The organism is Serratia sp. G204Y, assembly GCF_051172435.1.
GTDB lineage: Bacteria > Pseudomonadota > Gammaproteobacteria > Enterobacterales > Enterobacteriaceae > Serratia > Serratia sarumanii.
In genome coordinates this window covers 2724155-2748680 of record NZ_JBPIZA010000001.1, presented here as the reverse complement: position 1 = coordinate 2748680, position 24526 = coordinate 2724155, and the positions used below count along the sequence as shown (strand labels likewise).

26 protein-coding genes, 1 other RNA gene and 1 pseudogene are annotated in these 24526 nt (G+C 60.0%); 23 read left to right on the top strand and 5 right to left on the bottom strand.

Going from position 1 to position 24526, the window contains the following annotated elements:
- Window positions 1-62 precede the first annotated feature (62 nt).
- The 4 genes and pseudogenes from smdA (at window position 63) to amtB (ending at window position 5550) form a co-directional block, all read left to right on the top strand.
- The gene (gene smdA, locus ACSBQQ_RS13540) at window positions 63-1838 is read left to right on the top strand and encodes a multidrug efflux ABC transporter permease/ATP-binding subunit SmdA (RefSeq protein ID WP_033653260.1); all 1776 of its coding nucleotides are present in this window, start codon (window positions 63-65) and stop codon (window positions 1836-1838) included.
- A pseudogene (gene smdB, locus ACSBQQ_RS13535) lies at window positions 1831-3611 on the top strand (multidrug efflux ABC transporter permease/ATP-binding subunit SmdB). The gene smdA and the pseudogene smdB overlap by 8 nt, the downstream one beginning before the upstream one ends.
- A gap of 278 nt (window positions 3612-3889) precedes the next feature.
- On the top strand, window positions 3890-4228 hold the full coding sequence (glnK, locus tag ACSBQQ_RS13530; protein WP_004940327.1) for a P-II family nitrogen regulator: 339 nt from the start codon (window positions 3890-3892) through the stop codon (window positions 4226-4228).
- A 35-nt stretch (window positions 4229-4263) separates the two neighbouring features.
- Window positions 4264-5550: an ammonium transporter AmtB gene (gene amtB, locus ACSBQQ_RS13525; protein WP_004940322.1), complete on the top strand. Its 1287-nt coding sequence runs from the start codon at window positions 4264-4266 to the stop codon at window positions 5548-5550.
- 90 nt (window positions 5551-5640) lie between these two features.
- Here amtB and tesB read toward each other — a convergent pair whose 3' ends face one another.
- Window positions 5641-6504, bottom strand: a complete 864-nt coding sequence (tesB, locus tag ACSBQQ_RS13520; RefSeq protein ID WP_060429141.1) for an acyl-CoA thioesterase II — start codon at window positions 6502-6504, stop codon at window positions 5641-5643.
- A 231-nt stretch (window positions 6505-6735) separates the two neighbouring features.
- Here tesB and ACSBQQ_RS13515 point away from each other — a divergent pair, with 231 nt between their 5' ends.
- Window positions 6736-7227: a YbaY family lipoprotein gene (locus ACSBQQ_RS13515; protein ID WP_016928846.1), complete on the top strand. Its 492-nt coding sequence runs from the start codon at window positions 6736-6738 to the stop codon at window positions 7225-7227.
- A gap of 64 nt (window positions 7228-7291) precedes the next feature.
- On the opposite strand, the gene ACSBQQ_RS13510 is transcribed toward ACSBQQ_RS13515, so the two are convergent.
- The gene (locus ACSBQQ_RS13510) at window positions 7292-7606 is read right to left on the bottom strand and encodes an MGMT family protein (RefSeq protein ID WP_033647296.1); all 315 of its coding nucleotides are present in this window, start codon (window positions 7604-7606) and stop codon (window positions 7292-7294) included.
- Window positions 7607-7762: 156 nt separating this feature from the next.
- On the opposite strand from ACSBQQ_RS13510, the gene ffs reads away from it, so the two are divergent.
- The 16 genes from ffs to ACSBQQ_RS13430 all read left to right on the top strand — a co-directional run bounded on the left by ffs (window position 7763) and on the right by ACSBQQ_RS13430 (window position 20871).
- Window positions 7763-7859: signal recognition particle sRNA small type (ffs, locus tag ACSBQQ_RS13505), an RNA gene on the top strand.
- 368 nt (window positions 7860-8227) lie between these two features.
- Window positions 8228-9025 (top strand): winged helix-turn-helix domain-containing protein, encoded by a 798-nt coding sequence (locus ACSBQQ_RS13500; RefSeq protein ID WP_039566988.1) that lies wholly within the window; start codon window positions 8228-8230, stop codon window positions 9023-9025.
- Entirely contained in the window at window positions 9010-9504 is a 495-nt protein-coding gene (locus ACSBQQ_RS13495) for a FidL-like protein (RefSeq protein ID WP_033637327.1), read from the top strand. Before ACSBQQ_RS13500 ends, ACSBQQ_RS13495 begins: the two co-directional genes overlap by 16 nt.
- 397 nt (window positions 9505-9901) lie before the next feature.
- Window positions 9902-10387, top strand: a complete 486-nt coding sequence (locus ACSBQQ_RS13490; protein ID WP_033637328.1) for a winged helix-turn-helix domain-containing protein — start codon at window positions 9902-9904, stop codon at window positions 10385-10387.
- A gap of 30 nt (window positions 10388-10417) precedes the next feature.
- Window positions 10418-10921, top strand: coding sequence for a type II secretion system protein N (locus tag ACSBQQ_RS13485; RefSeq protein ID WP_033647289.1), 504 nt, complete (start codon window positions 10418-10420; stop codon window positions 10919-10921).
- 126 nt (window positions 10922-11047) lie between these two features.
- The gene (gene gspD, locus ACSBQQ_RS13480) at window positions 11048-12937 is read left to right on the top strand and encodes a type II secretion system secretin GspD (protein WP_060429235.1); all 1890 of its coding nucleotides are present in this window, start codon (window positions 11048-11050) and stop codon (window positions 12935-12937) included.
- The gene (gspE, locus tag ACSBQQ_RS13475; protein WP_060429139.1) at window positions 12934-14430 is read left to right on the top strand and encodes a type II secretion system ATPase GspE; all 1497 of its coding nucleotides are present in this window, start codon (window positions 12934-12936) and stop codon (window positions 14428-14430) included. Before gspD ends, gspE begins: the two co-directional genes overlap by 4 nt.
- Complete coding sequence (gspF, locus tag ACSBQQ_RS13470) at window positions 14420-15631, top strand: type II secretion system inner membrane protein GspF (RefSeq protein ID WP_060429137.1); 1212 nt, start codon at window positions 14420-14422, stop codon at window positions 15629-15631. Before gspE ends, gspF begins: the two co-directional genes overlap by 11 nt.
- A gap of 11 nt (window positions 15632-15642) precedes the next feature.
- The gene (gene gspG, locus ACSBQQ_RS13465; RefSeq protein ID WP_049196516.1) at window positions 15643-16107 is read left to right on the top strand and encodes a type II secretion system major pseudopilin GspG; all 465 of its coding nucleotides are present in this window, start codon (window positions 15643-15645) and stop codon (window positions 16105-16107) included.
- On the top strand, window positions 16104-16574 hold the full coding sequence (locus tag ACSBQQ_RS13460; RefSeq protein WP_033647284.1) for a prepilin-type N-terminal cleavage/methylation domain-containing protein: 471 nt from the start codon (window positions 16104-16106) through the stop codon (window positions 16572-16574). Before gspG ends, ACSBQQ_RS13460 begins: the two co-directional genes overlap by 4 nt.
- Window positions 16558-16935, top strand: a complete 378-nt coding sequence (gene gspI, locus ACSBQQ_RS13455; protein ID WP_223182041.1) for a type II secretion system minor pseudopilin GspI — start codon at window positions 16558-16560, stop codon at window positions 16933-16935. Before ACSBQQ_RS13460 ends, gspI begins: the two co-directional genes overlap by 17 nt.
- A complete protein-coding gene (gspJ, locus tag ACSBQQ_RS13450) occupies window positions 16932-17543 on the top strand; it encodes a type II secretion system minor pseudopilin GspJ (protein ID WP_033647282.1) in 612 nt (203 codons plus the stop codon). The genes gspI and gspJ overlap by 4 nt, the downstream gene beginning before the upstream one ends.
- Window positions 17540-18442, top strand: a complete 903-nt coding sequence (gene gspK / locus ACSBQQ_RS13445) for a type II secretion system minor pseudopilin GspK (protein WP_033647281.1) — start codon at window positions 17540-17542, stop codon at window positions 18440-18442. The genes gspJ and gspK overlap by 4 nt, the downstream gene beginning before the upstream one ends.
- A 3-nt stretch (window positions 18443-18445) precedes the next feature.
- Window positions 18446-19576: a type II secretion system protein GspL gene (gene gspL, locus ACSBQQ_RS13440; RefSeq protein WP_060418273.1), complete on the top strand. Its 1131-nt coding sequence runs from the start codon at window positions 18446-18448 to the stop codon at window positions 19574-19576.
- On the top strand, window positions 19573-20019 hold the full coding sequence (gene gspM, locus ACSBQQ_RS13435; protein WP_039566985.1) for a type II secretion system protein GspM: 447 nt from the start codon (window positions 19573-19575) through the stop codon (window positions 20017-20019). Before gspL ends, gspM begins: the two co-directional genes overlap by 4 nt.
- Before the next feature lie 36 nt (window positions 20020-20055).
- On the top strand, window positions 20056-20871 hold the full coding sequence (locus ACSBQQ_RS13430) for a prepilin peptidase (RefSeq protein WP_049235196.1): 816 nt from the start codon (window positions 20056-20058) through the stop codon (window positions 20869-20871).
- Here the strand turns inward: ACSBQQ_RS13430 and gspS are convergent.
- A complete protein-coding gene (gene gspS, locus ACSBQQ_RS13425) occupies window positions 20868-21230 on the bottom strand; it encodes a type II secretion system pilot lipoprotein GspS (RefSeq protein ID WP_033647278.1) in 363 nt (120 codons plus the stop codon). The two genes, ACSBQQ_RS13430 and gspS, sit on opposite strands and share 4 nt — an antisense overlap.
- A gap of 253 nt (window positions 21231-21483) precedes the next feature.
- Between gspS and gbpA the strand changes: the two genes are divergently transcribed.
- A complete protein-coding gene (gbpA, locus tag ACSBQQ_RS13420) occupies window positions 21484-22914 on the top strand; it encodes an N-acetylglucosamine-binding protein GbpA (RefSeq protein ID WP_043146738.1) in 1431 nt (476 codons plus the stop codon).
- A 52-nt stretch (window positions 22915-22966) separates the two neighbouring features.
- Entirely contained in the window at window positions 22967-23485 is a 519-nt protein-coding gene (locus ACSBQQ_RS13415; protein ID WP_043146740.1) for a cytochrome b, read from the top strand.
- Window positions 23486-23781: 296 nt separating this feature from the next.
- Here the strand turns inward: ACSBQQ_RS13415 and ACSBQQ_RS13410 are convergent, their stop codons facing one another.
- On the bottom strand, window positions 23782-23985 hold the full coding sequence (locus ACSBQQ_RS13410) for an HHA domain-containing protein (protein ID WP_004940313.1): 204 nt from the start codon (window positions 23983-23985) through the stop codon (window positions 23782-23784).
- Between the two features lie 49 nt (window positions 23986-24034).
- Window positions 24035-24403: an Hha toxicity modulator TomB gene (gene tomB, locus ACSBQQ_RS13405; RefSeq protein ID WP_004940312.1), complete on the bottom strand. Its 369-nt coding sequence runs from the start codon at window positions 24401-24403 to the stop codon at window positions 24035-24037.
- Window positions 24404-24526 lie beyond the last annotated feature (123 nt).

The window sequence follows — 24526 nt, the reverse complement described above, 5'->3', positions numbered from 1 at the left end:
GTATCCTGCTCCGCTGAAGCAGAAAAAGAGACAAATCCCATAAAATCCTGGAATCAAACTGCGTGAGATTATTTGCTCAAATCGGCTGGTACTTCCGCCGGGAGTGGCGCCGCTACCTCGGGGCGGTGGTGCTGCTGATCGTCATCGCCATCCTGCAACTGTTGCCGCCTAAGCTGGTCGGCATCATCGTGGACGGCGTCACCGAAAAACAAATGTCTACCGGCGTGCTGATGGCCTGGCTCGGGCTGATGATCGGCACCGCGATCGTCGTTTACCTGCTGCGCTATGTGTGGCGGGTATTGCTGTTCGGCGCGTCCTACCAGCTGGCGGTCGAGCTGCGCGAGAACTTTTACCGCCAGCTCAGCCGGCAAAACCCGGCGTTCTACCTGCGCCACCGCACCGGCGATCTGATGGCGCGCGCCACCAACGACGTGGACCGCGTGGTGTTCGCCGCCGGCGAAGGCGTGCTGACGCTGGTGGATTCGCTGGTGATGGGGTTGGTGGTGCTGGTGGTGATGAGCACCCAAATCAGCTGGCAGCTGACGGTGCTGGCGTTGATCCCGATGCCGCTGATGGCGATCGCCATCAAATATTACGGCGACCAACTGCACCAGCGCTTTAAATCGGCGCAGGCGGCGTTTTCCAGCCTGAACGATCAGGCGCAGGAAAGCATGACCAGCATCCGCATGATCAAGGCCTTTGGGCTGGAAGATCACCAATCCAACCGCTTTGCCGACGTCGCGGCGCAGACCGGCGCCAAGAACATGCACGTGGCGCGGGTGGATGCGCGCTTCGATCCGACCATTTATATCGCCATCGGCGCCTCTAACCTGCTGGCCATCGGCGGCGGCAGCTGGATGGTGGTGAACGGTTCGTTGACGCTCGGGCAGCTGACCAGCTTTGTGATGTACCTCGGCCTGATGATCTGGCCAATGCTGGCGCTGGCCTGGATGTTCAACATCGTCGAGCGCGGCAGCGCGGCCTACAGCCGCATCCGCAGCCTGCTCGACGAGGCGCCGGCGGTGCAGGACGGCCCGCAGGCGTTGCCGGCCGGGCGCGGCGTGCTGGACGTGGATATCCGCGCGTTCCACTACCCAGAAAACCCGCACCCGGCGCTGCATGATGTGGCGCTGACGCTGAAACCGGGGCAAATGCTGGGGCTGTGCGGGCCGACCGGCGCCGGCAAATCGACGCTGCTGTCGCTGATCCAGCGCCAGTTCGACGTCGATCAAGGGCAGATCCGCTATCACGGCCTGCCGCTGCCGCAGGTCAAACTCGACGACTGGCGTTCGCGGCTGTCGGTGGTGAGCCAAACGCCGTTCCTGTTCTCCGATACCGTGGCGAACAACATCGCGCTGGGCCATCCGGGGGCGACGCAGGCGCAGATCGAACAGGCGGCGCGGTTGGCCAGCGTCCATGAGGACATTCTGCGGTTGCCGCAGGGCTATGACACCGAGGTGGGCGAACGCGGCGTGATGCTGTCGGGCGGGCAGAAACAGCGAATCTCCATTGCGCGCGCGCTGCTGCTGGATGCGGAGATCCTGATCCTCGACGACGCGCTGTCGGCGGTGGACGGCCGCACCGAACACCAGATCCTGCACAACCTGCGCAGCTGGGGGCAAGATCGCACGGTGATCATCAGCGCGCACCGGCTGTCGGCGTTGACCGAAGCCGGCGAGATCCTGGTGATGCAGCACGGCGGCGTGGCGCAGCGCGGCGATCATGCGGCGCTGGCGGCGCAGCCGGGCTGGTATCGCGATATGTACCGTTATCAGCAGCTGGAAGCGGCGCTGGACGAAGCGCCGGAAAACGGCGAGGAGGCGTTGGCCGATGAATAAAGTGCAAAAGCTGTGGCCGACGCTGAAGCGGCTGCTGGCCTACGGTTCGCCGTACCGCAAACCGCTGGGACTGGCGGTGCTGATGCTGTGGGTGGCGGCGGCGGCGGAAGTCGCCGGGCCGATCCTGGTGAGCTATTTCATCGATAACTACGTCGCCAAAGGGCAGCTGCCGCTGACGATCGTCGGCGGGCTGGCGGCGGCTTACATTCTGCTGGAGTTGCTGGCGGCGGCGCTGCACTACTTCCAGGCGCTGCTGTTCAACCAGGCTGCGGTGGGCGTGGTGCAGCGGCTGCGCACCGACGTGATGGACGCCGCGCTGCGCCAGCCGCTCAGCGCCTTCGACACCCAGCCGGTCGGGCAATTGATCTCGCGCGTTACCAACGACACCGAGGTGATCAAGGATCTGTACGTGATGGTGGTCTCCACGGTGCTGAAAAGCGCCGCGCTGATCGGCGCCATGCTGGTGGCGATGTTCAGCCTCGACTGGCGCATGGCGCTGGTGGCGGTCTGCATCTTCCCGGCGGTGTTCGTGGTGATGGGCATCTATCAATACTACAGCACGCCGATCGTGCGCCGGGTGCGCAGCTATCTGGCGGACATCAACGACGGCTTCAACGAAGTGATCAACGGCATGGGCGTGATTCAGCAGTTCCGCCAGCAGGTGCGCTTCGGCGAGCGCATGAGCGCCGCCAGCCAGTCGCACTATCTGGCGCGTATGCAGACCCTGCGGCTCGACGGTTTTCTGCTGCGGCCGCTGCTCAGCCTGTTTTCGGCGCTGGTGCTGTGCGGCCTGCTGATGCTGTTCGGCTTCAGCGGCGAAGGCGTGATTGGCGTCGGCGTGCTCTACGCCTTCATCAATTACCTGGGGCGCCTGAACGAACCGCTGATCGAGCTGACGTCACAGCAGTCGATCCTGCAGCAGGCGGTGGTGGCCGGCGCGAACGCATCTTCGAGCTGATGGATCGCAGCCAGCAGAGTTACGGCGCCGACGATCGTCCGTTGGCCGGTGGCCGCATCGACATCACCGATCTGAGCTTCGCCTACCGCGCGGACAAAAAGGTGCTGCAGCACATTTCGCTGGCGGTGCCGTCGCGCGGCTTCGTGGCGCTGGTCGGGCATACCGGCAGCGGCAAGAGCACCTTGGCCAACCTGCTGATGGGCTATTACCCGGTCAGCGAAGGGGAAGTGCGCCTCGATGGCCGCCCGATCTCCAGCCTGTCGCACCGCACGCTGCGCCAGGGCGTGGCGATGGTGCAGCAGGATCCGGTGGTGATCGCCGATTCGGTGCTGGCCAACGTCACGCTGGGGCGCAACATCGAGGAAGACGCCGTGTGGCGGGCGCTGGAAACGGTGCAGCTGGCGAGTCTGGTGCGCGGCTTCCCGCAGGGCATTCACACCCGGCTGGGAGAGCAGGGCAATAACCTGTCGGTCGGGCAGAAACAGCTGCTGGCGATGGCGCGGGTGTTGGTGCAGGCGCCGCAGATCCTGATCCTCGACGAGGCGACCGCCAATATCGACTCGGGCACCGAACAGGCGATCCAGCGCGCGCTGCGTGCGATCCGCGAGCACACCACGCTGGTGGTGATCGCCCACCGATTGTCGACCATCGTCGATGCCGACTCCATTCTGGTGCTGCATCGCGGCCAGGCGGTGGAGCAGGGCAATCATCAGCAGCTGCTGGCGCAGCAGGGGCGCTACTACCAGATGTATCAGCTGCAGCTGGCGGGCGAGCAGCTGGCGGAAGCGGTGCGCGAGGAGAGCCAACCCGCCTGAACATGGGCCGCGATCGCGGCCCCTGTTTCTTTCCAACGCACCACAAGCAGGCACCCCGCCAGAGCTATGCCCCCTTTCTGCACTCTTTCGACGCGATGCGCACCAAATCAGTGCGCATTATTTAACCCATTCAAGGTATCGGTGCTGCGCTGCGTCGCGGGGGCGCCCGCGCGCCCGCTAATCCGCTGAATCGCCATGAAAAATTAAATTTGGCACAGCCCTTGCTACATAAGAGGCGTACCAGGGGTGAGTTTGGGCTTAATTCGTGGAGGGGCAATATGAAGCTGGTGACCGTGGTAATCAAACCGTTCAAGCTGGAGGACGTGCGCGAGGCCCTGTCCTCCGTGGGCATTCAGGGGTTGACCGTAACCGAAGTGAAGGGCTTTGGCCGCCAGAAGGGGCACGCCGAGCTGTATCGTGGCGCTGAATATAACGTCAACTTCCTGCCCAAGGTCAAAATCGACATCGCCATCGCCGACGATCAGTTGGATGAAGTGGTTGATGTGATTAGCAAAGCCGCCTACACCGGCAAAATCGGCGACGGCAAAATTTTCGTTGCCGAGTTGCAACGCGTGATCCGCATTCGCACCGGCGAAACCGACGAATCGGCACTGTAACCGCGAACTCAGTTAAGTGATGGGGATGATTGATAATGAAAAGACTGTTATCCATGTTGGGCCTGAGTTCGGTAACCCTGGTTCCTTCTTTGGCCCTGGCCGCTCCGGCGGTCGCTGATAAGGCCGACAACGCCTTTATGATGATCTGCACCGCGTTGGTGCTGTTCATGACGCTGCCCGGCATCGCGCTGTTTTACGGCGGCCTGCTGCGCGGCAAAAACGTGCTGTCGATGCTGACGCAGGTCACCGTCACCTTCGCGCTGGTTTGCGTGCTGTGGGTGCTGTATGGCTACAGCCTGGCGTTCAGCGAGGGCAATGCGGTGTTCGGCGGGTTCGAAACGGCGATGCTGAAAGGCATCGGCATCGACAGCGTCACCGGCAGCATCAGCCAGATGATCCACGTCGCCTTCCAGGCCTCCTTCGCCTGTATCACCGTGGCGCTGGTGGTGGGCGGCTTCGCCGAACGCATTCGCTTCTCGGCGGTGCTGATCTTCGCGATCCTGTGGTTCACGTTGTCTTACCTGCCGATCGCGCACATGGTGTGGGGCGGCGGCTACCTGGCCGCCGACGGCGCATTGGACTTCGCCGGCGGCACCGTGGTGCACATCAACGCCGCCAGCGCCGGGTTGATCGGCGCCTACCTGATCGGCAAGCGCGCCGGCTTCGGTAAAGAGGCCTTCAAACCGCACAACCTGCCGATGGTGTTTACCGGGGCGTCGATCCTGTATATCGGCTGGTTCGGCTTTAACGCCGGCTCCGCCAGCGCGGCCAACGGCATTGCGGCCCTGGCATTCCTCAACACCGTGGTTGCCACCGCGGGCGCCATTCTCTCCTGGACCTTCGCCGAATGGGTGCTGCGTGGCAAGCCTTCGCTGCTGGGCGCCTGCTCCGGCATGATCGCCGGGTTGGTTGCGGTGACGCCGGCGGCGGGCACCGTGGGCGTGGGCGGGGCGTTGATCATCGGCCTGGTGGGCGGCGTCGCCGGTCTGTGGGGCGTCGTAACGCTGAAAAAATGGCTGAAAGTGGACGACACCTGCGACGTATTCGGCGTGCACGGGGTGTGCGGCATCGTCGGCTGCCTGCTGACGGGCGTGTTCACCGCCTCTTCACTGGGCGGCACCGGCTACGCCGAAGGCGTGACGATGGGCCACCAGGTCTGGATCCAGCTGGTGAGCGTGCTGATCACGCTGGTGTGGTCGAGCGTCGCCGCCTTTATCGCCTTCAAGATCGCGGGCGCCATGGTGGGGCTGAGAGTGCCGGAAGAGCAGGAACGCGAAGGGCTGGATGTCAACAGCCACGGCGAGAGCGCCTACAACCAATAAGACTCGAAGCAGGGCAGTGCGCTAAAGACTAAAATAATGATGAAGCCAAAAGGGGCGATGGAAACATCGCCCCTTTCTTTATATTGCGGATCAGGCGTCGCGCTGGCGAATCACCCCTTCCTGCACGGTGGTGGCGACCAGTACGCCGTCGCGGGTGTAGATCTGGCCGCGCACAAAGCCCCGTGCGCCGGAGGCGGAGGAGCTCTCCACCGCGTACAGCAGCCAGTCATCCATGCGGAACGGACGGTGGAACCACATCGAGTGGTCAATGGTGGCCACCTGCATGCCCGGCTCGAGGAAGCCGACGCCGTGCGGCTGCAGCGCCGTCGGCAGGAAGTTAAAGTCCGACGCGTAGCCCAGCAGATATTGGTGGATGCGTTGATCGTCCGGCATGCTGCCGTTGGCGCGGAACCACACGTAGCGATGCGGTTCTTCCACGCTGCCTTTCAGCGGGTTGTGGAATTTCACCGGGCGCATTTCGATCGGCTTCTGGCCGATAAATTTTTCGCGCACTTTTTCCGGCAGCATATGCGCCAGTTTCTGGGCGATCTCTGACTCGGACAGCAGCCCTTCCGGCGGCGGTACGTCCGGCATCAGGTTCTGATGCTCGAAACCCGCTTCCGGGCTCTGGAAGGAAGCGGTCATATAGAAGATAGGTTTGCCGTGCTGGATGGCGCTGACGCGGCGCGCGCTGAAGCTGTTGCCGTCGCGCAGGGTTTCCACGTCGTAAACGATAGGCTTGCTGCTGTCGCCTGGGCGTAGGAAGTAACTGTGGAACGAATGCACGCTGCGTTCGTCCGGCACCGTCTGTTTGGCGGCGTACAGCGCCTGGCCGACCACTTGCCCGCCGAACACCTGGCGCAGCCCCAGATCTTCACTCTGGCCGCGGAACAGCCCTTCTTCGATTTTCTCCAGACCCAGCAGATCGAGGAGGTTTTGCAATGCCTGGCTCATAAAGTTATTACCTTTCTAATAATCATTTTGCGCAGTGTGCGGAATATCACGGCGCGGCGTCAACATTTTGCGTTAAAGGGCCGATGAGAATGCTCTTAATCGTGGACGCCTTGGGTTGTTTAAGTGATTAATAGGCAGGGTAAAGTGGATTTATCAGTGTTTTGTGCTAGGTTTAATAGGTGAGGTGGTGAAAGCCACCAACATGTTGATAATAAAAAAGGAGACCGATCCATGAAACTCTGGCAAATCGTAGGCGGTGCCGCGGCACTGACGATCACGCTGGCGGGATGCGCGCAAAAGAGTGCTGATGTGCCTACCCAGGCGGCCGGTAATCCGGCGGCTGCGCAAACGCAGATTCAGGGCCCGGCGGTGACAGGTTCGGTTAATATACGTCAGCGCATTGCGCTGCCGCCGGACGCCGTACTGACGGTCACCCTCTCTGATGCCTCGCTGGCAGATGCGCCGTCCAAAGTGATTGCACAGCGCGCGGTACGTACTGAAGGGCAGCAGGCGCCATTCAGCTTTACGCTGCCGTACAACCCGTCCGACATCCAACCGAATGCGCGTATCATTCTGAGCGCGGCGGTGACGGTCAACGGGCGACTGATGTTTATTACCGACACCATCCAGGAAGTGGTTAACCGCAACGGCACCCGTGCCGATCTGCTGCTGGTTCCGGTTCAGGGTGTGCCGATTCAGGCTGCGCCAACCGCCATGCAGTAAGCTTACTGCGGTACAGCAAGATGAAATCAGCAGCCTTTGCGCTTCGGCCAAAGGCTGTTTTGTTTTACCAGCGCCAGCCGTAGCGATCGAAATCGACCGTGCTGTGCGGGCCGAAAATAATCCCCTCCGCCAGCAATGCCTGCCGTTGCCGTTGAAAATCCTCCCCCTGCTGCGAGATCTGTCCGTGCCGGTTGATCACCCGGTGCCAGGGCAGCGTGCTGCCTTCCGGCAAACGCCGCAGCACGCCCCCGACCTGACGCGCGGCGCGCGGCGAGCCGGCCAGCCGGGCGACTTCGCCGTAGGTGGTGACTTTGCCGAACGGGATGGCGGCCACGATATGGAAAACCCGCTGGCTGAAAGAGGCGTCTTCTGGTTGCATATTGCTGTTCCTGCGTGACTCAAAACCCAGGCGAAGAGTGTGCCACAGCGCAGGTGGGTAAGAAAACAGCGGTTAACCCCGGTTGGCTTGCTATTTGATGGGGCATCGCCGATAATGCCCACCGCTTCGGAGTACAGAAGCCGTCAATGGGGGCCCTGTTGGTTCTCCCGCAACACTAACTTGTGAACTCGGTCAGGTCCGGAAGGAAGCAGCCGCAGCAGGTGACGTGTGTGCCGGGATGTAGCTGGCAGGGTCCCCACCCATTTTGCGGCCCGCAAAATGCTTATCCCCGTTATTCCTCATGTCGACAAGCTGCGCAAGCGTCATTTCGCACGCCGCGAGCGTGAATCTTTTCCTCTGCGCCGTTTTTGCCCTTCTCCTCCCGTGACCAAATGTATTGTTGCCAACAGATCCGATGACGGTGAAAAAATAGCGTTTATATCGTTATTTGTGGGACAAATAATGACGCAGGGATAGGGAAAATTCTTAAAGTTGCACGCCTGTTGGGATGGCGTTAGTATGGTTTATTCTCGTTGCGAAAAAACTATCCGCGCTTCGCGGCGGTCGACGAACTGGCTGAATAAGTTTAAATAATAACCCGTGTGCGCTGTCAGGCTGAACATGATTTATATCATTGATAAAGATATTACATTTAACACTGAAAACGGTTCATTGAAGAGTATAAAGAAGGGACGGGAAGTTTTCTTATCCAGCGTCAATTCGAGAGTATTCAAATGCTTGCTCGAGCATGGCCACGAGGCGGTAAGCCGGGAAACGCTGTTGCAACAGGTTTGGAGCGATCACGGCTTGAGCGCTTCTTCCGCGACGTTAAATCAATATATCAGCCTGACGCGGCGGGCCTTGACGTCTGTCGGTTTCAACGAGCGCCTGATCGTTACCCTCTCTAAAAAGGGGTATAGACTCAATAGAATAATATCGATAGAGCGGCTGCGGATTGATTTGCCTGAGCCTCCCCACGCCGCGGACGTTCCCGCTACATCGCCCGCATCCGCCGCGGCGTCAAAAAATACCCACCATTATTTTTTTATTCTGCTGCGCAGCTTATCGATCGTCGTGCCATTATCTTTTCTGGCGCTGTGCTTCATCTATTACAAACATCATCGCGACAGTGAAAAGAAGCAGGTATTGTCTTACGTCGGTACGGTGAACGGCTGCCCGATCTACTATGCCGGCCATTTTTTGGAGAATCATCAGGACGACTATTTGCAGTTCTTGATCCGTAAGGATCTTTATGGCCAGCGTTGCCGCCCCAGTGAGATTATCATCACCAAGGTTAACCGTTCTCATAATGCCAGTGAAGACAGCGGACGCCAGTTTATCGCCAAATGCACGAAGGACAGTGCGGCCGTTTTGCATAATTGTGAGAGCGAGTACATCCGGGCATGGAAAAAAAGTTAAATATCTTGTCAGCCACGCTGGTCGGCCTGTGCGTGTTGACCGGCAGCGTGGTGTATTCCCTGGTGCGCAGCCATCATGGCTTCGGCGATTTGTCCTGCGAAGCGAACGCCACGTTTAATTATTTCAATTCGCTGGACGCGCAGGCGGCGCACGATGATATCCAGCTGTCGCTAAAAATAAACTACATCTTTTTGTCCGGCGATAAGGGCGTGATGATGCTGTCGGGCCTGGCCAACGATGGCGAAGAGAAGTATTTCGTCAACCGACGGGTTAACTTCAGCTACGTCTCGCAAGGCAGTTTTTATCGCTTCCACTATGGCGAGGTGAATTATTCGCCGCGTGATACCTTGCCGGACGAGGTGTATACTTACTTTTTCAGCACTGAATCGACGTTTTATCATATTCGCAGCGTGGATAAGAATACGTTGATGTTTAGCGATGCCTACTCGCCGATGTTTTTATGCAATATTGAATCCTGATGTGCATGCTATTTTATATGGGTTAAGGTGTATTCTGGTTACCTTTTATATCCTCGCGCCTGCCTTTTTCGCACGCAGCTAATAACATGGGTTATTATGCGTGAATGCCTATTTTTTCATTGTTAATCAAATTTAATGGTGATTTAGCTATTTTATAAAAACGGCTATCATCATGTTTTTAAATGATTTAATGAATCTAAGGTGGTGCGGTGTATCCATATTAATTTTATATTGTTTATATTAAAGAAATAAGTTGCATGAATGTTTTTCGCATGATTAATTGAGGCCGCTCTTGAAACGGCGAACTATTAATTTTCATTGAAAATGCATCTCGCCGCATGCGTGCAAAGGTGATGGCACAAGAGCCTTTGGACTTCATTAAACTGATAGGCGAGAGATGGACATACATAACATTGCCCTGAACGAGACTCTGTTGGAAAATGAGTTGGTGATATTAAACAACAATGAAAAAACGCTGTTGTTTAAAAAAGAGAATGTGCTCATTGAAATGACCGAATTACAGCGGCGCTTCATGCTGTGCCTGTTGAGCGGTATTTATAAGAAGAACGACATTATTCGCGCGGTCTGGTTTTGCAATCATGAGACCATCAGCGACAACAATTATTATCAGATGATATTCCAATGCCGTTCTTTGCTCTCACGCCACGGTATTCCCGGCGAGGTGATCAAGACCATTCCCCGATTTGGCGTGATGCTGAGTTTTCAGGCCTGCGAGCGCGCGGCCGCTAATTTGCAGGGGGACTGCCCGTCGCCATCGGCTAATAAGCGCCGGCGAACGTGGTTGGACGCCGTGAATTATAAAGTGGCCCTGATCATCACGCTGCTGTTTTCTGTCGCGATGGTGGTCGGTATTTCCGCTTAGCGTTGACACCGTTGAATAACCGGGGGGCACGTGAGCAAGCGGTTGACAGACCTTCTTATTCTACTTTTCTGCCTGATAAATCTGGCATTCATGCTCCAGCTGGGATGGCGAATGGTGGCCGGGGATGGCGCGCCCGTTGAGCCGAGCCGTGAAAACGCGCGCGGGCCGGTGCGTCATAGTGTCTTTCCTCAGGAAGATGACATCGGAAAAATTCATGACGCGCACTGGTTTGGCCGCTATCAAGCGGCGAAAAACGGCGAAAAGGCGCACGGGTATAAAGTCGGCGAATGGGCGATCGGTGCCGAGCTGCTGGCTAACGCGCCGGAAGCCGCAGCGCTCGGCAAGATAGCCGGCCTGCTGTTCAGCGACAACGCCAAAAAAAGCCTGGTCATCGTCGAGCATGGCGGCAAGCAAACCGGTTATGGCGTTGGCGACCGTCTGGCCGGCAGCAATGCCGTTATCGTGCGGATAGTGAAAAATAAAATACTGCTCGATGAAAACGGCTATTACGCCACGCTGACGTTTAAAGAGTAGCCGGCGCGCCGTTTCGGCGCGGGGTGTTTCATAGCATAAGGCGACATTGTGATTACGCATTTCATTTATCGTTCCGGCCCAGGCTGGAGCGCCGGCTTATGGCGCGCATTAGCGGCGGCGGCCGTCATGATCGCGCTGGGCGGCGCGGCGCGCGCGGAGCAATTCTCTGCCAATTTCAAAGGCACGGACATTCAGGAATTTATCAATACGGTCAGTAAAAACCTGGGCAAAACCATCATTATCGATCCGGCGGTGAAAGGTAAGGTCACGGTGCGCAGCTACGAACAGCTCGACGAGAAACAGTATTACCAGTTCTTTCTCAACGTGCTGGACGTCTATGGCTATACGGTCATCGGCATGCCCAACAACGTCCTGAAGGTGATTGCCGCCAAAGAGGGAAAAAGAGCCGCGCTGGCGCAAAACGGCGCAGAGGCGATCGCCGAAGGAGATGAGGTGGTGATGCGCGTGGTGCCGCTGCGCAATATCGCGGCCAAGGACGTTTCGCCGATATTGCGCCAGCTTAACGACAGCATCGGCGTGGGCAGCGTGGCGCATTACGAGCAGGGCAACGCGCTGTTGATCACCGGGCGGGCCAGCGTGGTCAACGGCCTGCTCGAGCTGGTCAGGGAGATGGATCAGGACGACGGCAATCGGGTCGAGACCCTCGCGCTGAAGCATGCGGCGGCGCCGGAGATCGCGCGCATGGTGAATGAACTGTTTCGCGAAGAGGGCAAGCGGCGCACGGCCGGCGCGAGCTCGCTGCGGCTGGTGGCGGATGAGCGGACCAACAGCGTGATGATCGCCGGGGACGATCGGGCCCGCGAACACGCCAAAGAACTGATTGACCAGTTGGATAACAAGAGCGTCACCCAGGGCAATACCCAGGTTATTCCGCTCAAATACGCCAAGGCGCAGAGCCTGGTCGAGGTATTGACCGGGGTGAGTGCGGGCCTGCAAAACGAGAAAGATAGCGCCGCCGCCAACGTGGCGCTGCTGAAAAACGTGGTGATCAAGGCCGATGAGCAGACCAATGCGCTGATCATCACCGCCGCGCCGGACGTGATGCGCGATCTGGAGGCGGTGGTCGCCAAGCTCGACGTGCGCCGCGCGCAGGTGCTGGTCGAAGCGGTGATCGTCGAAGTGCAGGATGGGCAGGGGCTGAACATCGGCGTGCAGTGGGCCAACAAATACGGCGGCGGCACGCAGTTCGCCGGCTCGGCGCCCGGGGTGTCGGCGGGGTTCGAAAACGGCATGAGCGACGTGTTCGGCAAGGCCAACGGCCTGATGACCGGTTTCTACAGCGGTAACTGGGGCGTATTGCTGTCCGCCATCGCCAGCAATAACCAAAACAATATCCTGGCCACGCCGAGCATCGTCACGCTGGATAACGCCGAGGCGGAATTCAGCGTCGGGCAGGATGTGCCGATCCTGACCGGTTCGCAAACCACCAACAGCGATAACGTCTTCAATACCGTGTCGCGCAAGACGGTGGGGATCAAACTCAAGGTCAAACCGCAGATCAACCAGGGCCAGTCCGTGCTGATGCAGATCGAACAGGAGGTCTCCAGCGTTGCCGACAGCGCCGGCGCCACGCCGGATTCGCTGGGGGCGACCTTCAACATCCGCACGGTCAACAACACGGTGCTGGTGGACAGCGGCGAAACCGTGGTGGTGGGCGGCCTGTTGGACAAGTCCAACTCGGAGCTGGAGAGCAGCGTGCCGATCCTCGGCAAGATCCCGCTGGTGGGGGCGCTGTTTCGCTCGACCGCCACCAAAGCGAGCAAGCGCAATTTGATGCTGTTTATCCGCCCGACCATCATTCGCAGCACCGAGGGGTATGCCCGGCAGAGCCAACGCAAGTTAGGCAAGTTCGACGCCGAGCAGCAGGACGATCGTGAGCTGAATGACGCGCTGCGCGGCGAGATCGCCGGCGATAAGAAGGCGCTCGACAATCGGGCGTTTCTCGCCACCGTTGCCAGTATCGACGCGTTTTATCCGCGGGGAGCCCGCCCGTGAAGCGCCGTTCCGCGGGGCCGCTGCTGCCTTTCGCCTGGGCGCGCCAGCATGGCGTGCTGGCCGTCGATGGGCAGAGCGGAATCCAAATGTATTGCCATCCTGACACGAGCCACGCCGGGTTGATGGAGGCCTACCGCTGCCTGCCCGGCGAGCCGGCGCTGGCCCGGCTGGAGGTGGAGGTTTTTGATCAACGGCTGGTGGCGCACTACCAGCAGGAAAGCGGCCAGGCGCAGAAAATGATCGACGACCTGGGCGGCGAACTGGATTTTTACGCGCTGGCCGAGGAGCTGCCGCAGCAGCAAGACCTGTTGGACGAACAGGACGATGCGCCGATTATCCGCCTGATCAACGCCTTACTGAGCGAGGCGATCAAAGAGCGCGCCTCCGATATCCACATCGAAACCTACGAGAGCGAGCTGGTGATCCGCTTTCGCATCGACGGCGCGCTGCGGCGGATTCTGGCGCCGCAGCGCAAGCTGGCGGCGCTGCTGGTGTCGCGCATCAAGGTGATGTCGAAGCTGGATATCGCCGAGAAGCGCGTGCCGCAGGACGGGCGCATGGCGCTGAAGGTCGGCGGGCGAGCGATCGACGTGCGGGTGTCGGTGATGCCGGCCAGCCACGGCGAGCGCGTGGTCATGCGCCTGTTGGACAAACAGGGCGTGCGGCTCGAACTGCCCAGCCTGGGTATGGCGCCGGCGCACCAGCAGGCGTTGCTGCGCCTGATCCGCCAGCCGCACGGCATCATTTTGGTCACCGGGCCGACCGGCTCCGGCAAGAGCACCACGCTCTATACCCTGCTGAGCCAGATCAACGATGAACAGCGCAACATCATGACGATCGAAGATCCCGTCGAGTATGAGTTGGCCGGCATCGCGCAGACGCAGGTGAATCCCAAGGTGGACATGACCTTCGCGCGCGGGCTGCGCGCGCTGTTGCGGCAGGATCCCGATGTGGTGCTGATCGGCGAAATCCGCGACGGCGAAACGGCGCAGATCGCGGTGCAGGCCTCATTGACCGGGCATTTGGTGCTGTCGACCCTGCATACCAACACGGCGATCGGCGCCGTGACCCGGCTGCGGGACATGGGGGTCGAACCGTTTCTGCTTTCGAGTTCGCTCAGCGGCGTGTTGGCGCAGCGCCTGGTGCGTCGGCTTTGTCCGCAGTGCCGCGAGCCCTATGCGCTGTCTGACGCGCAGCGGCGCCTGCTGGGGCTGCCACCGACGCAGGCGGTGACCTGCTGGCGCCCGTTGGGGTGCGAGGCCTGCGGCGGGCAGGGATATCACGGCCGAATCGGCTTGCACGAACTGTTGGTGCTGGATGAACCGATGCGCATGGCGATCCATCGCGGTGACGGCGAGCTGGACATCGCGAAACTGGCCGCCGAACGCTACCTGCCGCTGCGCCAGGATGGGATCGCCAAAATGCGCGCCGGGGAGACCAGCCTGGAGGAAGTGCTGCGGGTGACGCGCGAAGGGGACGGCGATGAAGTTTGATTATCGCGCCTGCGATCGTGAGGGGCGCGCCCAGCGCGGCGTGTTGGAGGCGGATTCTCTGCGCCACGCCCGCGATCGCCTGCGTGAAAAGGGGTGGCTGGTGCTGGCGGTGCAAGCGCGCGGGCGGCCCGTTTTCGCCGGCATGTTGGCCGGCCGCTGGATGAGCGGCGTGAGCAGCGGCGATGTGGCGCTGTTGACCCGGCAGCTGGCGACGCTGCTCTCCGCTGCGCTGCCGCTCGAGGAAGCGTTGATGGCGGTGGCGCGGCAAACGGAGAAAAAAGGCCTGCAGGCGGCGTTGGCTCAGGTGCGGCAGCGCATTCTGGAAGGCTTCCCGCTGGCGCAGGCTCTAGGGCAGCATCCGCGAATTTTTGACCGTCTCTACTGCGCCATGGTGGCGGCCGGTGAGATTTCCGGCCATCTGGCGCCGGTGCTGGAGCGGCTGGCCGACTACGTCGAACAGCGCCAGCAAATGAAGAACAAGATCGTGCAGGCGCTGGTGTACCCGATGGTGCTGACGGCGGTGGCGATCGGCGTGGTGGCGATCCTGTTGACGGCGGTGGTGCCGAAGGTGATCGAACAGTTTGTGCATATGAAGCAGACCTTGCCGCTGTCGACCCGGATGCTGCTCGGCGCCAGCGACGGGCTGCGCCAATGGGGGGCGTTGGCACTGATGTTGGCGCTGGCGAGTCTCGGCGCTTTCCGCTATCGCCTGCGGGATCCGGCGCGGCGCGTGCGCTGGCATGCGTTCATCCTGCGGTTGCCGGTGGTCGGCAAGCTGTCGCTGGCGGTGAATACGGCGCGCTACGCCAAAACGCTGAGCATTTTGAACGCCAGCGCGGTGCCGTTGCTGGAGGCGATGCGCATCAGCGCCGGCGTGTTGGGCAACGACGCCGCCCGCGAACGGCTGCTGGCGGCGATGGAGCGGGTGCGGGAGGGCGAAGGGTTATCGCCGTCGCTCGAGGGCACCGCGCTGTTCTCGCCGATGATGCGGCACATGATCATGTCCGGCGAGCGCAGCGGTGAGCTGGACATGATGCTCGAGCGGGCGGCGACGATGCAGCAAGAGGCTTTCAGCCGGCAAATCACGCTGGCGCTGGGGCTGTTCGAGCCTTTATTGGTGATCGCGATGGCCGGTTCGGTGCTGTTCATCATTTTGGCCATCCTGCAGCCGATATTGCAGCTCAATAATATGGTCGGCTAATCATGCCGTTAATGGAGAGTAAAGTGAGTCATATCAGCAAAATACGCAGGTCGCGGCAGCGAGGGTTTACGCTGCTGGAAATCATGGTGGTGATCGTCATTCTGGGGCTGTTGGCCAGCCTGACCATTCCAAGCCTGATGGGAAACAAGGAGAAGGCCGATCGGCAAAAGGCCGCCAGCGATATCGTGGCGCTGGAGAACGCGCTGGATATGTACAAGCTGGATAACGGGCGTTATCCCAGCGCGGAGCAGGGGCTGGCGGCGCTGGTGACCCGGCCGGTGCTGGCGCCGATCCCGAGGAATTATCCCGAAGACGGCTATATTCGCCGGTTGCCGCAAGATCCCTGGGGGCAGGAGTACCGTCTGCGCAACCCGGGGCGCCACGGCAAGCTGGACGTGTTTTCTCTGGGCCAGGACGGCGTTGCCGACACCGATGACGACATCGGCAACTGGGTGGCCGACGCCGACGCGCCATGAGGCGCATACGCGGCTTTACGCTGCTGGAGATCATGCTGGTATTGCTGTTGCTGGGAGTGACCAGCGGCCTGGTGATGCTGAGTTTTCCTGCGGATGAGAAGCCGCTGGCGCGGCAGGGGGAGCGGCTGAACCATTGGCTGTATGCCCTCGCCGAGCGGGCCGAACGTGAAGGGGTTAGTTATGGCGTGGCGTTCTCCAGCGGCGGTTGGCGCAGCGTCGCCGCCGAAGAGGGGCGGGATGAATACGTTTTGCCGGAGGGCATCGCGCTGCGGCTGAGCGTTGAGGGGCAAGCCGTCACGCTTGACGACGCGGCGGCGCAGATGCCGCAGGTGTGGCTGTATCCGGGGGGCGAAACCACGGCGTTCAGCGTGGCGCTGTCGCAGGGCAAGTGCCAGTGGCGATTGCAGGCACCCGGTTACTTCGTATTTGAAACGACGGATATTCGTTGCGATGACGCGGAAAATTAAACGCCAGCGGGGTATGACGCTGCTGGAGGTAATGGTGGCCTTGATGATCTTCGCCATCGGCTGCCTGGCGCTGATCAACAGCACCGGCGGCCAGGTGCGCAGCCTGAGCGCGATCGAAGCCAAGACCGTTGCGCTGTGGGTGGCGGACAACCAGTTGACGCTGCTGCAGCTCGACCCGCATCCGCCGACGCTGGCCTGGCATTCGGGCACTGCGGCGATGGCCGGTGAAACCTGGCACTGGCGCTATCGCGGGCAGGAGACCAGCGACGCCGGAATGCGGGCGATCGCGATTGAAGTCCGGCGCGATCCGCAGGATCGCAACGCGCTGGTGGAGATGTTGGCCTACAGGGCACTGCCATGAAACGCGGTTCGCAATGCGGTTTTACGCTGGTGGAAATGCTGCTGGCCATCGCCCTGTTCGCCATGCTGTCGCTCACCGCGCTGGCGGTCTTTAGGGGCGTGCTGAAAAGCGATGAAATCACCCGGCGCAAATCGACGCAGCTGACCCAGCTGCAACGGGCGCTGGCGATCGTCGAACGCGATTTCACTCATGCGCAGGCGCGGGCGCCGATTGGCGATAAGCGCTTGCCGGCGGTGCCGGAGTTCGCGGTGCGGCAGACGGTGGGCGAGGACGCGGATATACAGCTGCTGCTGATCCGAAACGGCTGGCCGAATCCACACGCTCGGCTGCCGCGCGCCACGCTGGAGCGGGTGGAGTATCGCTACCGGCAGGGGCGGCTCGAGCGTCTCAGCTATCCGAGTTTGGGCAGCCCGCAGGCGGCGGCGCGCAGCGTGCTGCTGCTGCCGGAGGTGACGCGGTTCCGCCTGCGTTTTTACCTGCAGGGCGAATGGTTGACGGCCTGGCGCGCCGGCGGGCTGCTGCCGCAGGCGGTGGAGATCGTCGTCGAAACTCCCGCGCTGGGGGAGGTGCGCCGCATCGTCACGGTGCCCGCCGCGAGGCCATCATGAAAAAACAACGCGGTATGGCGCTGTTGATGGTGCTGCTGCTGATGTCGCTGATGGCGATCGTGGCGATCAATATCAACGATAACTGGCAGCGTTCGCTGGCGCGCACCCAGTCTCAACAGGATCGGCTGAAGGCCAAATGGCTGCTGCTGGGCGGGGAGATCTACGCCCAACAGCGGTTGCGGCAGGCGGGAGAGAAGCGCAAGGCCTGGGGAGCATCAGGAGCGGCGTTCAGTATGCGTACCGAAGAGGGGGAGGTGGCGATACGCCTGCGCCGGGTCGATGCCTGTTTCAACCTAAATGCCCTGATCCGCGCCGCCGGCCCAACGGAGGCCGGGGATAGCGAGGGGGGGCCCCCCAATAAGGAGAGGCGGATATTCATGCTGTTACTGAACAACCTGGGGATCGACGACGCGCAGGCGGCCGCGATTGCCGAGGCCATCGTCGCCAGGGGCGATGACGAGGGGTATCTGATGGGGAATGTCAGCGAACTGCGGGAGCTGGCCGGCATCGATCGTGAGCTTTACCTGCGCCTGGCACCGCAGCTTTGTGCGGCGCCGGATGCCGAACTGCGCATCAACCCGGATGCCGTGAGCGAGGCGCAATTACCGCTGCTGCGGGCGATGCTGATGAACGCCCTGAGCGATGAACGGCTGCGGGCGCTGCTGGCGGCCCGTCCGCCGCAGGGCTGGCAGACGCTGGCGTTTTTGTCGCAGGAAAAAGCGCTGCAAGACTTGGGTGACGACGATCTCGGCGAGCGATTGACGTTCGACGATAGCCGCTGGATTGCGCAGCTGCAGCTGACGCTGAACGACGGGCGCTATCGGCTCGTCAGCGCGTTGCAACCGGGCCAGTCAGGCGTCACGGTCAGCGGACGCCTGTTCGACAGAGGGGAGGGGTAAAGGGTGGCGAATACAATCCTGCTTATCGCGCTGAGCGAGGACTTGATGGCCGATGTGCGCTGGGGCCGCGTCGGCGAGACGAGTTGCCGTTTCGCCGCCCACCTCGATCTGACCGAAGGCGGCGGCGAGTTGGCGGCCATGGCGCAGGGCAGCCGCGTCGTGGTGTTGGTGCCTGCCCGTCATGTGGCGCTGAGGCAAACGACATTCCAGGGCAAGGCCCGGCAGGCGACGCCGTTGGCGCTGGCCTACGCCCATGAGGCCGGGTTGTTGGCCGATGCCGAGCAGATGCACTGGGCGGTGCTGGACAAGGCGCAGCGCGATTTCACCCTCGCCGGCGTCGCGTTGACGCAGATGCAGGAATGGGTCGAGCGCCTGAGCGCCAGCGGCATTCGCGCCGATAAAATGCTGCCCGACGTGCTGGCATTGCCGCTGCCCGGTCAATGCAGCGCGCTGCATTGGCGCAACCACTGGTTGATCCGAACGGGAAACGGGCAGGGAATGCAGCTGCCCGACGCCTGGCTGGGCTGCGCTTCACTGCCGACGCCGGACTGGTGTCTGCACCGCGGCGGGGAGGTTCCGGCGGGCTGGGAAGCGGCGCGCATTGACGAGGATCCGCTCTGGCGACTGGCGGAAGAGGCCTGGAACAGTACATTCACGCTGCTGCAGGGACGTTTCAAACCGAGCGTACGCTGGCCGCGCCGCCTGCCCGACAAGACCGCCTGCGCGCTGCTGTTGCTCAGCGGTTCGCTGCTGGTGGGCGGTTTGCACCACCAACAGATGGCCCGGCAGAGCGAGAGCCAGATTGCGGCGCTCTCACGGCACCTGCTGCCGGGCCAGGCCGCGTCGGCGTTTGCCGAGCAGGCGGTGAAAGCGCGGGTGCGGCGTATGCAGGATGCCCTGAATGCGCCGCAGCTGTTCAGGCTGTTGCCCTACGCGGCCGGGGCGCTCGCGTTATGGGCGCCCCAGCAGCTGCAGGCGCTGGCTTTCGACGCCGCCGACGATCGTCTGGTGGTGACGGTGAACAGAAACGACGTGCCGCTGCCGGCGCCGGTTAACGACGGCGAGGTCAGCATGGCGTTCAGCGAAGGCGGTGCGTCCAACCAGGCGATCCTGACGGTGAGAGGTGAGCGATGAATATCGGGTGGCGCGATAAGGCGTTGCGGCGGGCGGTGCTGTTAAGCCTGTTGCTGCTGGCAGCCTGCGGCTACTGCCTGTATCAGTTTTCACAGGCGCAGAAAAGCGCACAGCGCCTGGCCGCGCTGCAGGGGCAGGCACGCGTCATCCAGCAACTGCAGGCGCGCTTGCCGCCGGATGCCGCTGCGCGCGAGCAACTGCCGGAGCGGCTGCGGCAGAGCGCGCAGGCGTTCCGCATCCCCATCATCGCCCTGACGGAAAGTGATGCGCAGATGCAGGTGGGGCTGCCGCCCGTGCCGTTTGAAAGCCTGCTGTCGTGGCTGGCCGCCCTGCAGCGTGAGCATGGCATCCGCGTGCTGGCGCTCGCCGTGGAACGCGCGGAGCAGGCGCCGGGCATAGTGCAGGTCAGCCTGCTGCGGGTAACGACGCAGCCGTCGATGTAACCAACGCGAAAGAATCATCAGGGATCAGAAAAAATCATGCTATTTGCTATAAACGCGGCGGCAGATGAACACTGGCTGTTATTTAGCGCCGTGTTGAGTTTGTGCGTCGGTAGTTTTATTAACGTAGTCGTTTATCGGCTGCCCATTATGCTTGAGCGCGAAATGGAAACGGCGCAGGCCGAGCGGTTCGATCTCTTTTGGCCGCGTTCATTCTGTCCGTCATGCACAAAAAAATTATCGGCGTTCGATAATATTCCTTTATTAAGTTGGCTGCTGTTGCGTGGCCGCTGTCGTTATTGCCGCCGTCCTATTGCCGTGCGTTATCCACTGCTGGAATTATTCCTGATGCTGATGGGGATAACGCTGGCCTGGCGGCTCGGCATCGGGGTGGATTGGTTTTTCATGCTGGCGTTGGTTGCGCTGTTGCTGGCGTTGGCGGCGATCGACAACCAATGTCAGCTGCTGCCGGATTGCCTGACGCTGTCGCTGCTGTGGATCGGCTTACTGTGGCATTGCCTGGCGCACCCGGCCTTTTTGCCGGCGGCGGTCATTGGCGCGATGGCGGGCTATCTGGCGCTCTGGCTATTGTATTGGGGATTTCGTTTGGCGACCGGCCGCGAGGGGCTGGGATACGGCGATTTCAAACTGTTGGCGGCGCTTGGCGCCTGGGGCGGCTATGCCGCTTTGCCGTCGATCCTGCTGTTCGCCTCCGCCGGCAGCCTGCTATGGCTGTTGCTGCGCGCGTGGCGCGGCGGCGATGCGGCCCAACCCCTGCCCTTCGGGCCGGGGCTGGCGACGGCGGGCGCCGGCGCGGTGGCCTGTCAGTGGCTTGCGCTGCCGATAGGGGGCTAACGCAGCTGGGCTAAAAAAGGCGCCAGCGAGCGGTTGAGTTCACGGCACTTTTCCTGCAGCGGCGTGGCGTCGGCCTCCAGCTGCGCGGCGACGTGTTTACCCGCCGCAAGCAGTTGGGCGCGATTGAGCGCCGGCGTCCAATCTTTTTCCTTCGCTTCCTGCAGCGCCGCCGCCGCGAGCTTATCGCCGGCCGGAATATCGGCGCGGTTGCACCTGTCTCTTAGAAATTGACCGGCGCCGACCAGCGACGACAGCTGGTCGCGTTGGGTGGCGGCGTCAGGAGCCGATTTGGCGGCGTGCTGGCAGCCGGATAACAGCAGGGATGCCACGATCGCTGCGGCAATATTTTTCAATGTCACGTTATTTTCTCTGCGGTGTTGGTACGGTGTATTTATTTTCTTGCTCGGTGCTACGGTATTTCACGCTTTCCGGATTATTTTAAACGTTTGTCATGTCATTTAATATCATGACGATATTAGGTTTTATTATTTTAATGCATTCTAAGTGCCGGGCGTTCAGGGCTTCTACTTATTATTCCTCTCGCGGTATCGCCGCATCTCTTTGAGTTTCTTCTCACTCAGTTGGAATCCAATAAATTTAACTGGAGTCGTAATGAAATTATCCAAAATCGCCCTGATGATGGCAACGCTCGCGGCCTCCTCGGCCGCCTGGTCGCACGGTTATATCGAAGTGCCCGAGAGCCGCGCCTACAAGTGCAAGCTGGGCAGCAACACCGACTGCGGCCGGGCGCAGTGGGAACCGCAGAGCGTCGAGCAGGTTTCCGGCTTCCCTGGCGGCGCGACGCCGCTCGACGGCCAGCTGGCCAGCGGCGGGGTGAACGGCTTCGAGTCGTTGGATCGCCAGGGCGTCAACGTCTGGGCGTTGAATACCATGAAGCCGGGGCCACAGACGTTCACCTGGTACCACACCGCCAAGCACAAAACCAATAACTGGCGTTACTACATCACCAAACAGGACTGGGATGTGAACAAGCCGCTGTCGCGCGAGGCCTTCGAAAAAGAGCCGTTCTGCGAGATTGATGGCCATGCCAAGCCGCCAAAAGATCGCGAAGTGCACCAGTGCGTGGTGCCGGAGAGAACCGGCTATCAGGTGATTTACGGCGTGTGGGAAATCAATGACACGGTAAACAGTTTCTATCAGGTGGTTGACGTTAACTTCGAAGACGACGGCGTCGTGTCGGAATGGCGCAAGCAGCTGCAAGGTTCCCTCACCGGTAAAAACCTGCAGGTTGGCGACAAGGTGATCGCCCGCTTCTTCGATGCGGACGGTGAAGTGCTGACTATGAAAACCGAACTGGCGATCGACAGTGAGACGCTGACCGACAAAAACCGCTGGGGTCACGCGCTGGCCAGCAAGATCAACGCCGAACAGAAAGCGGTGCGTGCCGGGGTGAAAGACGGCAAAGGCAACGTCAATCCGGTATTCGGCAACAACGCGGTCTACGCCAAGCAGGGCAGCACGATGAAGAGCGTGGTGATTTCCTATGAGGAAGAAACGCCGGCTATCACCGAAGAGATCCGCATCGGCAACCTGTCCAGCACCAAAATCAAGGACGGCAAAGCTCAGCTGACCTTCAATGCCGAGGTCAAAGGCAAACTGACGGTTGAAGCGCGCGTTTACGACCACGGCCAGACGGAAAAAGGCTACCTGAAAGCGACGCTGGAAGACGCCAGCCAGCCGCTGACTATGGCGCTGAGCAACGTCAGCGAAGGCCACCACATGCTGAAAGTGATCGCCAGCAACGACAACGGGCAGAGCATTCAACCAGATATCGAAAACTTCAACCTGGAAGCGGAATCCACCGGCGGTGGCGGCGGCAACGGCGACTATAACTTCGTCTTCCCGAACGCGCTGAGTAAATACACTGCCGGCACCACAGTGCTGCAACCGAAAGACGGCAAGGTATATCAGTGCAAACCTTTCCCTTACAGCGGTTACTGCATGCAGTGGAACAGCGGCGCGACTCACTTTGAGCCGGGCGTGGGTTCCAACTGGCAGGATGCCTGGGTCGTGAAAAAGTAAGTGTAAATCGGATAGCCAAGCGGCCAGCGATGGCCGCTTTTAAAGGAGTTTTATGTCACACGAACCTGCCCGTTACGATCTTTTCAGTCGGTTACTGCATTGGGGCATTGCCGCCGTGATGATCTACGTAATGATCGTTGGTTATTCACTGCATTTTATGACGGATGCACGCATCTTCGCCTTTTTCTCCGTGACCAATATGTCGCTGGCCTTGGTGCTGACACCGCTGATGGCGGCGCGCTTTATCTGGCGTTTTTTCCGGCCTAAGGTGCCCTATGGCGATATGCTGCAAGGGCACGAGAAGGGATTGGTGCATTTGCTGCACGAAATATTCTACCTGCTGATTTTCGTGGTGCTGCTCAGTGGATTCCTTATGCTGGAGCACGGCTTTGCCGTTTTCGGTGCGATCGACTTCCCTCGCCCGATAGCAAATCTCGACGTTAACCGCTTCTTTTTCGCCGTGCACCGTTATTCGTGCATCGCGCTGTCGGCCATGATCGTGCTGCACATAGCGGCGGTGATTAAACACCACTGCTTCGCCGGGCAGGCGATTTTGCGCCGCATGCTCTGATTTTACGGGGCGATCACGCCGCCCGGCGAGGCAGTGCGGCGGCGTGGCCGCGAAGGTAATAGGAAAGAGCGACGGCATGACCGTGACGCGTGTGGCCGATAAGCAGGGAGTGCGAGAGACAGCACGCGTTAATCGCGTTAAGGCGTAATACCCCGGACAGGAACAGAGAATTGTTTCTATTTATTATTAACGATAAAAATGAACGTAATTAACATTTCATTGTCAATAGGAAAAATACGTATTCAGTTTGAACATTGAAGCCGATAAAAGCATCGGCTCAACGCGTTGGGGGATGATTATCTGACATATTTCCAAACGGAGGTGGGGATTTTGTCATACAGTTTGTTCATGGTGAGCTCCGCCAGACGGTGATCGGCCGCTGAGTAAAACAGCTCCAGTTCATCATCGGAAAGCTCGTACTTATTTTTCTCAATAACACGTTCGAGAGTATCAATCGTGGTGCATTTACGTAAACGCATCAGATAGTCGGTTTTAGTCATGGTGGCCTTTAGTTTAATAACCGTAAAATAGCTCGGGAATAATTATCCCCTAAGTTTTCATTGTCGTACAGATGTCCTCTCCTGAGAACATTCTGAATAATCTCGCCTTGGTTTTTTGCCAGCGGCGCAGGTCGGAATCATTGATACCGTAGCTGCTGAACAGCGTATAGGTATCGTCGAGATATTCTTCGACTAACTCCGACAGGTCTGATTCGTCCATGTATTTAATTTTATAACTCATCACAAACGAAGCGATATGTTCGATCAACTCATTAAGCTGCAGGTTGACGGAGGACGTCGGATCGTTGACCCACCCATGGTGACTGTCTCCCAGGGTAGCGATACCTTCATCATACAAATTTTCGCACAAGAATTTGAGCTGAGCAATGTCGTGTCGCTTAGGCGAATACTCATCCATATCATCCCCTCCGTAAGTCTTAATTGCGGTGTGATAACACTATGTGAGTAAGCTGATTTACATCATGGACGGAGGCAGCTTAACGGTGGTTAAATAAACTTCCCGTAAAATGAATATAAATCA